7 protein-coding genes are annotated in these 12,329 nt (G+C 64.5%); 6 read left to right on the top strand and 1 reads right to left on the bottom strand.

What is annotated here, in order from left to right:
* Positions 1 to 117 precede the first annotated feature (117 nt).
* A complete protein-coding gene (gene putA / locus G1E_RS20460; protein ID WP_047150061.1) occupies positions 118 to 4,071 on the bottom strand; it encodes a trifunctional transcriptional regulator/proline dehydrogenase/L-glutamate gamma-semialdehyde dehydrogenase in 3,954 nt (1,317 codons plus the stop codon).
* A 357-nt stretch (positions 4,072 to 4,428) separates the two neighbouring features.
* Here putA and putP point away from each other — a divergent pair, with 357 nt between their 5' ends.
* The 6 genes from putP (at position 4,429) to G1E_RS20430 (ending at position 12,317) form a co-directional block, all read left to right on the top strand.
* The gene (putP, locus tag G1E_RS20455; RefSeq protein WP_009681355.1) at positions 4,429 to 5,907 is read left to right on the top strand and encodes a sodium/proline symporter PutP; all 1,479 of its coding nucleotides are present in this window, start codon (positions 4,429 to 4,431) and stop codon (positions 5,905 to 5,907) included.
* Between the two features lie 168 nt (positions 5,908 to 6,075).
* Positions 6,076 to 6,912: a 23S rRNA (adenine(2030)-N(6))-methyltransferase RlmJ gene (locus G1E_RS20450; protein ID WP_009681354.1), complete on the top strand. Its 837-nt coding sequence runs from the start codon at positions 6,076 to 6,078 to the stop codon at positions 6,910 to 6,912.
* A gap of 237 nt (positions 6,913 to 7,149) precedes the next feature.
* Entirely contained in the window at positions 7,150 to 8,907 is a 1,758-nt protein-coding gene (locus G1E_RS20445) for a carbamoyltransferase (protein ID WP_009681353.1), read from the top strand.
* Positions 8,891 to 10,021 (top strand): glycosyltransferase, encoded by a 1,131-nt coding sequence (locus G1E_RS20440; RefSeq protein WP_009681352.1) that lies wholly within the window; start codon positions 8,891 to 8,893, stop codon positions 10,019 to 10,021. Before G1E_RS20445 ends, G1E_RS20440 begins: the two co-directional genes overlap by 17 nt.
* The gene (locus G1E_RS20435; RefSeq protein WP_009681351.1) at positions 10,021 to 10,917 is read left to right on the top strand and encodes an antimicrobial resistance protein Mig-14; all 897 of its coding nucleotides are present in this window, start codon (positions 10,021 to 10,023) and stop codon (positions 10,915 to 10,917) included. The genes G1E_RS20440 and G1E_RS20435 overlap by 1 nt, the downstream gene beginning before the upstream one ends.
* On the top strand, positions 10,914 to 12,317 hold the full coding sequence (locus G1E_RS20430) for a PIG-L deacetylase family protein (RefSeq protein ID WP_047150060.1): 1,404 nt from the start codon (positions 10,914 to 10,916) through the stop codon (positions 12,315 to 12,317). Before G1E_RS20435 ends, G1E_RS20430 begins: the two co-directional genes overlap by 4 nt.
* Positions 12,318 to 12,329: the final 12 nt, after the last annotated feature.

Raw genomic sequence — 12,329 nt, 5'->3', positions numbered from 1 at the left:
TCTCACAGGCGCTGAAAATGTTGTGTCGGTCACCTGTCAACCCACCCCCAATCTCAAGGCGGACACCCATAAAAAAGGAGAGCCAAAGCTCTCCCTTTCCCTCAACAACCCTCAGCCTCAGCCAATCGTCATCAAGCTGGCGTTACCACCGGCCGCCGCAGTATTCACACTAACCGCGCGCTCAATCACCAGCCGCTCCAGCGCAATCTGATGATCCCCGCTGGACAACCCGTGCACACCCACGATCGCCCCGCCACGCTTGGCCACCTGCTGGCAAACGCCACGCAGCTGGTCCGAGTCGCCATGGTGGATCACGGCGTCGAACGCCACTTCATCCTTGTTCCAGTCCGCCACCAGCTTCACCTTGGCCTGCAACTCACGCGGCAGGCGCGCGCGCAAGGCCTTGCCCGGTTCGCTGTCAGCCCACACCGCCGAGCTGCCAACAGCCAGCACCGCGGCGAGCTGCGCCAGCAGGTCGGTTTCATTATCCGCCAGGCACAGCACATGCTCGCGCGGCAGGATGGTGTAGCTGTTGCGCTCACCGGTCGGGCCTGGCAGCAGGCGGGCGATGCCGCTCTGCGACTGGCCAGCGAACTGGTCGCACAGCGCGGCCAGGTCGGCCAGCTGATTGCTCTCGGCCCAGGCCTTCAAACCGTGCAGCGGCTTCACCAGTTGCTCATGCAGGGTACGGTCCGGCTTGCCTTCGCCATCCTGTTGCTGGAAGTGGCGGCCAATCGCGTCGGCCGGGCGGGTCGACAGCAGGCGATACAGGTACAGCGGGCCGCCGGCTTTCGGGCCGGTACCAGACAGGCCTTCACCACCGAAGGGCTGCACGCCTACCACGGCGCCAACGATGTTGCGGTTGACGTACATGTTGCCGGCGTTGGCGGTTTCCACCACCTTGGCGATGGTCTCGTCGATGCGTGTGTGCACGCCGAGGGTCAGGCCATAGCCGGAGTTGTTGATCTGCTCGATCAACTGGTCGAGGTTGCGGCGGTTGTAGCGCACCACGTGCAGCACTGGGCCGAAGATTTCACGCTTCAGCTCGTCGAAGCTGTCCAGCTCGATCAGGGTCGGCATGACGAAGGTGCCGCGCTTGATTTCGGCGGCATCGGCGATCGCGACCTGGTAGACCGAGCGGCCTTTTTCACGCATGCCCTGGATGTGCTTCTCGATACCGGCCTTGGCTTCGGCGTCGATCACCGGGCCAATGTCCACTGCCAGGCGGTCCGGGCAGCCCAGGCGGCTTTCAGCCATGGCCCCCTTGAGCATTTCGATCACGCGGTCGGCGGAGTCTTCCTGCAGGCACAGCACACGCAGGGCCGAGCAACGCTGGCCGGCACTGTCGAAGGCCGACGATACCACGTCGATCACCACTTGCTCGGTGAGCGCAGAAGAGTCGACGATCATGGCGTTCTGGCCACCGGTTTCGGCGATCAGCGGGATCGGCCGCCCCTGGTTGTCCAGGCGGCCGGCGACGTTGCGCTGCAGCAGGCGCGCGACTTCGGTGGAGCCAGTGAACATCACGCCTTTGACCCGCTCGTCACCGACCAGGCCGGCACCCACGGTTTCACCGCGCCCTGGCAGCAACTGCAGTACACCTTCCGGAATGCCGGCTTCCAGTAACAGGCGCACGGCCTGCGCGGCGATCAGTGGGGTCTGTTCGGCAGGCTTGGCCAGTACCGGGTTGCCGGCAGCCAGGGCTGCGGCTACCTGGCCGGTGAAAATCGCCAGCGGGAAGTTCCATGGGCTGATGCAGACCACCGGCCCCAGCGGGCGGTGCGCGTCATTGCTGAAGTCGTTGCGGGCCTGCACCGCGTAGTAGCGCAGGAAGTCCACCGCCTCGCGCACTTCGGCGATGGCGTTGGCAAAGGTCTTGCCGGCTTCGCGAATCAGCAGCCCCATCAACGGCTGGATTTCTGCCTCCATCAGGTCGGCGGTACGCTCCAGAATCGCGGCGCGCTCTGCCGGCGGGGTCGCCTGCCAGATCGGCGCCGCGTTGATGGCGCACTGGATGGCATTGTCCACGTCGGCGACCGTGGCTTCCTGCACATGGCCAACCACATCGCGGTGGTCTGCCGGGTTCAGCACCGCTACCGCAGCCGACTCACTGGCGGCGCAGGCCAGCAGCGGGGCGGCTTTCCAGTCATTGTGAGCGGTGGCCAGCATGGCGCAGGACAGCGAAGCCAGGCGGTGCTCGTTGGCCATGTCGATACCGGCCGAGTTGGCCCGTTCGCTGCCATACAGGTCACGCGGCAATGGGATGCGCGGGTGCGGCAGGCCGATGCTGCCCTCTTGGGTGCCCATGCGTTCGATGCTGGCGACTGGGTCGGCGACCAGTTCCTGGATCGAGATCGAGTGGTCGGCAATGCGGTTGACGAACGAGGTGTTGGCGCCGTTTTCCAGCAGGCGACGCACCAGGTAGGCCAGCAACGTTTCGTGGGTGCCCACCGGAGCATAGACGCGGCATGGGCGGTTCAGCTTGCCATCGGCCAGCTTGCCGACCACCTGCTCGTACAGGGGCTCGCCCATGCCGTGCAGGCACTGGAACTCGTACTGGCCCGGGTAATAGTTCTGCCCGGCAATATGGTAGATGGCCGACAGGGTGTGGGCGTTGTGGGTGGCGAATTGCGGGTAGATGGCCTCGGGTACGGCCAGCAGCTTGCGTGCGCAGGCCACGTAGGACACGTCGGTGTACACCTTGCGCGTGTATACCGGGTAGCCCTCCAGCCCCTCGACCTGGGCGCGCTTGATCTCGCTGTCCCAGTAGGCACCTTTGACCAGGCGGATCATCAGGCGGTGGCGGCTGCGCTTGGCCAGGTCGATAACGTAGTCGATCACGTACGGGCAGCGCTTCTGGTAGGCCTGGATGACGAAGCCGATGCCGTTCCAGCCAGCCAGCGCCGGCTCGAAGCACAGGCGCTCGAGCAGGTCCAGCGACAGCTCCAGGCGGTCGGCTTCCTCGGCGTCGATGTTCAGGCCGATGTCGTATTGCTTGGCCAGCAAGGTCAGCGACAGCAGGCGCGGGTACAGCTCTTCCATCACCCGCTCGTACTGGGCCCGGCTGTAGCGCGGGTGCAGCGCCGACAGCTTGATCGAGATGCCTGGGCCTTCATAGATGCCGCGGCCATGCGAAGCCTTGCCGATCGAGTGGATGGCCTGCTCGTAGGACGCCAGGTATTTCTGCGCGTCGTGCTCGGTGAGGGCGGCCTCGCCGAGCATGTCGTAGGAATAACGGAAGCCCTTGGCCTCGAAACGGCTGGCATTGGCCAGGGCTTCGGCAATGGTTTCGCCCGTGACGAACTGCTCGCCCATCAGGCGCATGGCCATGTCGACACCCTTGCGGATCATCGGCTCGCCGCTCTTGCCGATGATGCGGGTGAGCGAGGAGGTGAGGCCGGCTTCGTTGTGCGTGCTGACCAGCTTGCCGGTCAGCAGCAGGCCCCAGGTGGCGGCGTTGACGAACAGCGACGGGCTGTTGCCCAGGTGCGGCTGCCAGTTGCCGTTGCTGATCTTGTCGCGGATCAGTGCGTCACGGGTGCCCTTGTCGGGGATGCGCAGCAGGGCTTCGGCCAGGCACATCAGGGCCACGCCTTCCTGCGAAGACAGCGAGAACTCCTGCAGCAGGCCCTGAACGATGCCCGCCCGGCCGCCGGCGCTTTTCTGGTTGCGCAGTTTCTCGGCAATGCCGGCGGCCAGCTTGTTGGTCGCCTCGGCCAGCGGTGCGCTGAGGCGCGCCTGTTCCAGCAACATCGGTACCACTTCCTGCTCGGGGCGGCGGTATGCGGCGGTAATGGCCGAGCGCAGTACCGACTGGGGCAGGATGCTCTCGGCGAATTCCAGGAAGCACTGGTGACCATGGTCAGGCTGGACCTCGCCGGCGTCATCGGCCAGGCTGCCGGCATGGCCGTTGAGGTCGTTCAGGGTCGCGCCACCCTCGAGCTTCTCCAGGTAATTGAAGATCGCCTGCTTGATCAACCAGTGCGGCGTGCGGTCTATCGACTGCGCTGCTGCCTTGAGTCGCTCACGGGTAGGGTCATCGAGTTTGACCCCAAGGGTGGTCGTCGCCATTTCTTATCCTCGTTATTGCCACGGCTGTGGCCTAAGCTGGCGCCAAGATTAGCTGTAGGACAATTCGGGTGCAACCAGGTGCAACCCGAATTTTTCGAGGAAAAGGTGCAACTCGTCCGACAGTGATTTTCGGATAGGACGAAGGGTCGTTTTTGGCGCGGTCCAATCGCGAAAACGACCTCCTCGCTCCAAAAAGGGGCAAGAAATCGGCTTCGTCGGAAAATGCACGGGCAGGTGCAACTTGCAAATGAAAAATGGTTGCACCCAGTTTGCGTTGTTGCATAGCATTCGCCGCCTGGGTGCAACCCCAAACGCTGCGGTTGTGCATGAGATAAAAACAAACGCCAGGGCACACACATGGGCAACCCACTAACGATCACCTTCGTGATCTACATCGCGGCAATGGTGCTGATCGGCTTCGCCGCCTATCGCTCCACCAACAACCTTTCCGACTACATTCTGGGCGGGCGCAGCCTGGGCAGCGTGGTAACCGCACTGTCTGCCGGTGCTTCCGACATGAGTGGCTGGCTGCTGATGGGCCTGCCGGGCGCCATCTACTTCGCTGGCCTGTCCGAGGCCTGGATCGCCATCGGCCTGACCGTGGGTGCCTACCTGAACTGGCTGTTCGTGGCCGGTCGCCTGCGCGTGCAAACCGAGCACAACGGTGACGCGTTGACCCTGCCGGACTATTTCTCCAGCCGTTTCGACGACAATAGCGGCTTGCTGCGCATCATTTCCGCCATCGTCATCCTGGTTTTCTTCACCATCTACTGCGCTTCCGGCATCGTTGCCGGTGCCCGTCTGTTCGAAAGCACCTTCGGCATGCCCTACGAAACCGCCTTGTGGGCTGGCGCTGCCGCTACCATCGCCTACACCTTCGTGGGTGGCTTCCTGGCGGTGAGCTGGACCGACACGGTGCAGGCGTCGCTGATGATCTTCGCGTTGATCCTCACACCGGTGATCGTGCTGATCTCCACAGGTGGCTTCGACACTACCTTTGCGGCCATCGAGGCGGTCAATCCGGCCAACTTCGACATGTTCAAAGGCGCAACCTTCATCGGCATCATCTCGCTGATGGGTTGGGGCCTGGGCTATTTCGGCCAACCACACATCCTGGCGCGCTTCATGGCGGCCGACTCTGTGAAGTCGATTGCCAACGCCCGCCGCATCTCCATGGCCTGGATGATCCTGTGCCTGGCCGGTACCTGCGCCGTGGGCTTCTTCGGCATCGCCTATTTCTCGGCCAACCCTGATCTGGCTGGCCCGGTTACCGAAAACCACGAGCGCGTGTTCATCGAGCTGGCGAAGATTCTGTTCAACCCCTGGATTGCCGGCGTATTGCTGTCGGCCATTCTGGCGGCGGTGATGAGCACCCTGAGCTGCCAGTTGCTGGTCTGCTCCAGTGCCCTGACCGAAGACTTCTACAAAGCCTTCCTGCGCAAGCATGCGTCGCAGCGTGAGCTGGTGTGGGTCGGCCGCCTGATGGTGCTGGCCGTGGCCCTGATCGCCATCGCCATGGCGGCCAACCCGGAAAACCGTGTGCTGGGCCTGGTGGCCTATGCCTGGGCCGGCTTCGGTGCAGCCTTCGGCCCGGTGGTGCTGATTTCGGTCCTGTGGAAAGGCATGACCCGTAACGGCGCGCTGGCCGGTATCGTGGTCGGTGCACTGACCGTGATCCTGTGGAAGCAGATCGATGTCTGGGGCCTGTACGAAATCATCCCGGGCTTCCTGCTGGCGAGCATTGCCATCTTCGTGGTGAGCAAGCTGGGCAGCCCTTCGCAGGCGATGGTGCAGCGCTTCGAGACGGCTGATGCGGCGTACCACGCTGACAAGTAATACCCGCTGAGCCGGCGGCGCCTGCTTCCACAGGGTTTGCACGGAACCTGAAACCAGTGCGATCCGTGTGGGAGCGGGCGAGCCCGCGAAGAAGCCGCCGCCGATCGACGGTCAGGCCTGACGCCGCCTGCAAGGCAAGGTAAACTTGCCGCCTTCGCAGGAGTTGCCATGAACTATCGTCACGCCTTCCACGCCGGCAACCACGCCGACGTCCTCAAACACATCGTGCTGACCCGCCTCATCGCCCTGATGTCGCGCAAGGAGCAGCCGTTCGCCTACATCGATACCCACGCAGGGCTTGGCCTGTACGACCTGCAGGGCGACCAGGCAAGCCGCACCGGCGAGTATCAGCAAGGTGTGGCCCGCCTGTGGAACCGCGATGACCTGCCGGCCATGGCCGCTGACTACCTGCGCGTCATCAAGCGTTTGAACGCCGACGGCGAGCTGCGCTACTACCCTGGTTCGCCTGAGCTGGCCCGGCGTTTGATGCGCCAGCAGGACCGTGCCCTGCTCAATGAGAAGCACCCGGAAGACGGGCCGCTGCTCAAGGAGAACATGAAGAAAGACCCGCGCGTTACCGTGCACCTGGGTGAAGGCTGGTACGTGCCGCGGGCCTTGCTGCCTGTGCAGGAAAAGCGCGCGATCATGCTGATCGACCCGCCGTTCGAGCAGGCCGATGAGCTCAAGCGCTGCGCCACGGCCATGAAAGAGGCCATTGGGCGCATGCGCCAGACAGTTGCAGCCATCTGGTACCCGATCAAGGACCAGCGTTCGTTGACACGCTATTACCAGGACCTGACCAGCACCGGCGCGCCCAAACTGCTGCGGGTGGAGCTGTATGTGCACCATCAGGACAGCCCTCAGGGGCTCAATGGTTCTGGCCTGGCCATCGCCAACCCGCCGTGGGGGCTGGAGGACGAGCTCAAGGAGTTGCTGCCGTGGCTGGCCAAGGAGCTGGCGCAGACTGCCGGTAGCTACCGCATGGACTGGCTGATCGCCGAGTAGGCTGCACCTCGATCCCTTGTAGGAGCGGCCTTGTGTCGCGATAGGGCCGCAAAGCGGCCCCGGCAATTTCTGCCGCGAAGCTGAGAAACTGGGGCCGCTTCGCGCCCCTTTCGCGACACAAGGCCGCTCCTACAACGACCGCGCAGTTCGTGATCTTTGCGTTATAATCCCGCCTTTTAGTCGCCACCCGCCCAAGCGGCCGCTGGCGCATCTCTACCGAATGAAGAGGCTAATCCCTTGGCATTGACGATTCTTGGCCTGTCCGGCGCCCTTAGCCATGACCCTTCCGCGGCCCTGTACATTGATGGCAAGCTGATTGCCGCCGCCGAAGAAGAGCGCTTCGTGCGTGACAAGCATGCGAAGAACCGCATGCCCTACGAGTCGGCGAAGTTCTGCCTGGAGCAGGCAGGCATCAAGCCATCCGACGTCGACGTGGTTGCCATCCCGTTCGCGCCCATCAGCCTGTTCGGCAAAGCGCGCTGGCACTATGCCAAGCGCTACTGGTACGCCCCGGATCGCGCCCTCGATGCCATCCTGATGGGCAACCGCCGCTACAAGCGCTACCGCAAGAAGATCGTCTGGTGCCTGGAGCAACTGGGCTTCGACCCGAAAAAGATCAAGATCGAGCCGGTCGAGCACCACCTGGCCCATGCTTCCAGCGCCTATCACTGCTCGGGCTTTAAGGAAAAAACGGCCATCCTCGGCATCGACGGTAAAGGCGAGTACGCCACCACCTTCTTTGGCTACGGCGAAAACGGCAAGATCCACAAGATCAAGGAATTCTTCGACCCGGACTCGTTGGGTGGCCTGTACGGTGCCATTACCGAGTTCCTTGGTTTCGAGATGCTCGATGGCGAGTTCAAGGTCATGGGCATGGCGCCGTATGGCGATGCCAGCAAATACGACTTCTCGCGCCTGGCCAGCTTCGAGAATGGTGAACTGGTGATCAACACCGAATACGCCAACGTCATCGGCCTGCGCCGCCATAAAGAAAAGGGCAAGGGCTTCTACTTCTCGCCCAAGCTGATCGAGTGGCTGGGGCCCAAGCGCGAAGGCGATATCGCCGACGAGCCGTACATCCATTACGCGGCCAGCATGCAGGCGTTGTTCGAGAAGATCGCCCTGCAGATGGTCGACCACTACCTGGGCGACACCCTGCGCGAAACCGGCAAGCTGGCGTTTGCCGGCGGCTGCGCGCTGAACGTCAAGCTCAACCAGAAGATCATCGCCCGCCCGGATGTCAAAGAGCTGTTCGTGCAGCCGGCTTCCGGCGACGCCGGTACTGCGGTTGGCGCTGCGGCCTACGTGTCCCACGCCCGTGGCGTACCGGTCGAGAAGATGGAGCACGTCTACCTCGGCCCGTCCTATTCCAACGAGGACGTGATCGCTGCCTGCGCTCGGCACCCGAATGCACCGACGTGGCGCAAGCTCGACGACATGCCGCAGCGTATCGCCAAGATCATGGTCGATGGCAACCCGGTGGCCTGGTTCCAGGGCCGCATGGAGTTTGGCCCGCGCGCCTTGGGCGGGCGTTCGATCATCGGTTGCCCGAGCGTGCCGGGCGTCGCCAACCGTATCAACGAGCAGATCAAGTTCCGCGAGCGCTGGAGACCTTTCTGCCCGTCGATGCTCGACACTGTCGCCCCGCAGATGATCAAGGTCGATCACCCGGCGCCGTTCATGACCTTCACCTTCGAAGTGGCTGAAGAGTGGAAAACCCGTGTGCCGGAGGTGGTTCATGAGGACGGTACCTCGCGTGCCCAGGTGCTCAAGCGCGAGTACAACCCGCGCTACTACGACATGATGAAGGCGCTCGAAGACCTGACCGGCAACGGCGTGTCGCTGAACACCTCGCTGAACCGCCGTGGCGAGCCGATGATCTGCTCGCCGACCGACGCCCTGAACATGTTCTTCGGCTCGGACCTGCAATACCTGATCATGGAAGACATCCTGGTTGTGAAGGACGGCGCTGCCGCCTATGACCAGCCGCTCTGAACCGCGCATCCTGCAGTTCTGCCATGGCTATGACGGGCCGTTTCTGGACTGTGCCCGTCAGTACGCCAGCCTGTTCCAGGGGCGTGGCTACCGGGTCACCACGGTGTTCCTCACGGGTGCCGCCGACGCGCAAGTAGCGGCGGGTTGCGCCTCGGACGAGGTGCTGTTCCTGGGCTTCAGCTCCAAGGCCGTGCGTGGTCTCAAGCTGGGCGCGATCCGCGCCCTGCGGCGGATTGCGGCCGAGCGCAATTTTGCGTTCTGCATCGCCCACCGCTTCAAGCCGATCTATGTGGCGTTGCTGGCTACTGGCCTGCCGGTGATCGGCGTGCACCATGCCTTTGGTGACTACCAGCGCAAGGGGCGGCGCATTTTCGCCAACCTGTTCGGCAAACGCCTGAGCCTGCTCGGGGTGTCGGATGCCGTACGCGACGACATGCGCCGTTGCTTGCCGCAGTGGCCGGCCGAACGCATCCAGACGCTGTACAACCGTATCGACATCGAGGCCCTGCAGGCGGCCCAGGTGCCGCGCGCCGAGGCGCGGCAGGCGCTGGGCCTGGATGCGCAGGCATGGATCGTCGGCAATGTCGGCCGGCTGCACCCGGACAAGGACCAGGCCACGCTGTTGCGCGGTTTTGCCCAGGCACTGCCCGGGCTGCCGGCCGGCGCCCGGCTGGCGATCCTTGGCAAGGGGCGTCTGGAAGGCAAGCTCAAGGCCCTGGCTGGCGAACTGGGTATTGCCGGGCAGGTCGACTTCCTTGGCCAGGTGCCGGACGCGCGCCGTTACTTCCGGGCTTTCGACGTGTTCGCCCTGAGCTCCGACCATGAGCCGTTCGGCATGGTCCTGCTCGAGGCCATGGTAGCCGGGGTGCCCGTGTTGGCCACCGCCTGTGGCGGTGCCCGCGAGGTGGTCGAGGGCGTTGGCGTGCTGTTCCCGCTGGGCGACCCCGGGCAGTTGGCCCAGGGCCTGGAACATATGGCCGTGCTCGACGGGCAGCAGCGTCAGGCCTGTGCCGAACACATGCTGCAACGCCTGCGTGAGCGCTTTTCCGACCAGGCCGTGCGCGAGGCTTTCTGGCAACTGCCGCAGGTGCGTGCGCTGGTGGGGCAGGGGTGATGCTCAATCGTATTCAGGCTTGGCGCGAACGCGGCTGGCAAGTGATCGACGCCCACGCCTATGCCCAGGCGTGGGCCCGCTTTGGCGGCAGCGTCGCGACTCACCCGCTGGTGGTCGAGCAACTGGCTGACCTGGCGCAGATACCCGTGCGCTACCTTGGCTGGCACCAGAATGGCGAGCTGAAAGCCGCCATTGCGACCTGGGGGCGCCACCTGGCCCTGTCCAAGGACGTGCTCAAACGCGCCGGCAAGAAAGCCCTGTTCGACCTCGGCAACGCCGAAATCATCCTGCCGGCCGCACCCGATGCCGGCGCACCGCTGCGTCACAGCGTGCGCTACCTGTCCGAACTGAACCAGGGCCGCTTCAGCGGGCTCAAGGTGCAGAAGGAACAGCTGGCCATGGCCCGCGCGCACGAAGACCTGTCGAAGAAGTTCCGCTACAACCAGCGCCGCGAGCTGCGCCTGCTGGAAGAGGCGGGCGGGGTGGTGCGCCCGATCAGCGCGTTCAGCGCACAGGAAATCGCCAGCATGTACTGCGACCTGTTCCAGCGCCGCTGGGGCTTCCCGGCCACCGGTGCAGAGCGCATGGCCGATGTGCTGGAGCGTCTGCGTGAGCTGCTGATCGGCTCGGTACTGCTGCTGGACGGCAAGCCGATTGCGATCCAGCTGGTGTACCGCGTCGAGGCACCGCAGTGGGTCAGCGTGGAGTACATCAACGGCGGTGTCGACCCCGAAACCAAGGCCTTCAGCCCAGGTAGCGTGTTGAGCTTCCTCAACACCCAGGCGGCCTGGGACGACGCCCGAGCGCGCAACAAGCCGCTGCGGTTCTCGTTCGGTCGTGCCGACCGCGAGTACAAGGAGCGTTGGTGCAACCCCGTGCCGGTGTACCAGGCATGAGTCGCAAGCAGCAGTTGCTCAAGCGCCACCGGCGCAACAAACGCCTGGCGCTGCTGGCAGGGCTGGCCGGGCTGGTCGCCTTGGGCCTGGCCACCTGGTGGTGGCTGCCGCTTTTGCTGTTGCCGCTGCTGTGGGCTGCGCATGAGGCGTGGTTTGCCGACCATCTGTTCTACACCCCGGGCGAAGATTACGCCTACGACTTCGGGGAGCACACCCGGCCCGTGGCCGCGCGCTTGCAGGCCGGTCTGCTCAAGGCCGACTGCGTGCTGCAGGGCGGGGAAACCCTGGTGCTCGAACTGCACATAAAAAGCAGTTGGCTGGGGCGTTTTCTCGATCCGCGGGTCGAACTGCTGGCGGGCGAGCAGGCCGACCAGCAAACCTTCGAGCGCGGTGTCGCCGGCTTGCGTTATCTCAACCTCACCGGCCTGGCCGCGCCCCTGCAGGCCGGCACACTGCGCTTGCGTGGCCGGCATTGCCGGCTGCTGGGCCAGCCGCGCTTGTGGATAACCCCGGAGGTCGAACTGCAACGGCGGCGGGTAATGGTGATTGCACCCCATGCCGATGACGCCGAGTTGGCCGCCTACGGGCTGTACAGCCAAGCGCAGGAAGCCTGGGTGGTCACGCTGACCGCCGGTGAAATCGAGGCCGAGCATTATCGGCAGATGGGCCTGGGCAAGGCTGAAGCCGCTCGCCTGAAAGGTCGCCTGCGCGCCTGGGACAGCATTGCCGTGCCGCGCTGGGCCGGGGTGGCGGAATCTCGTTGTGTGCAGTTGGGCTACTTCTGCCTGCAATTGCCTGCCATGCAGGCGGCGCCCGATCGGCCTGCGGCGTCTCGTGAAGCCGACATGGCCGATATCCGCCCGTTCCGCCAGTTCAACCCGTTCCCGCTGCCCGCCGACCAGGACGGTGCCCCTACCTGGCACAACCTGTTGGCCGACTTGCGGGCTGTGCTCGAGTTGGCCAGGCCCGAAGTGCTGGTGCTGCCGCACCCCCAGCTGGACCCGCACCCCGATCATGTCTGCGCCCAGGCCGCGGTGCTCGAAGCCTTGCAGGGGCTGGCCTGGAAGCCACAGACCCTGCTGTGCTACGCCAACCACCTGCATGACAACGATCGCTGGCCAATGGGCGATAGCGGTGACGGCGTGGCGTTGCCGCCGCAGTTGAGCGCGGATCAGGCCTGGGCCCCCTGCAGCCTGGTACTGGACCTGGCCAGCCAGCGTGACAAGGCAATGGCGCTGGGCATGATGCACGACCTGCAACCGCCAGCCCCCTTCAAGCGTCGCCTGCGCCGCTTGCTGCAGCGGTGGCTGGCCGGTCGCCGCCCGTCGCCTTATGGGGAGAACGAGTTCTTCCGCAAGGCGGTGCGCCGGCATGAGCTGTTCTGGCGGCGTGAGCTGTAAAACTGACCGCGT

Source organism: Pseudomonas sp. TJI-51, from assembly GCF_000190455.2.
GTDB lineage: Bacteria > Pseudomonadota > Gammaproteobacteria > Pseudomonadales > Pseudomonadaceae > Aquipseudomonas > Aquipseudomonas juntendi.
The sequence above is the reverse complement of the archived record's forward strand: the minus strand, read 5'-3'. Positions and strand labels throughout refer to the sequence as shown.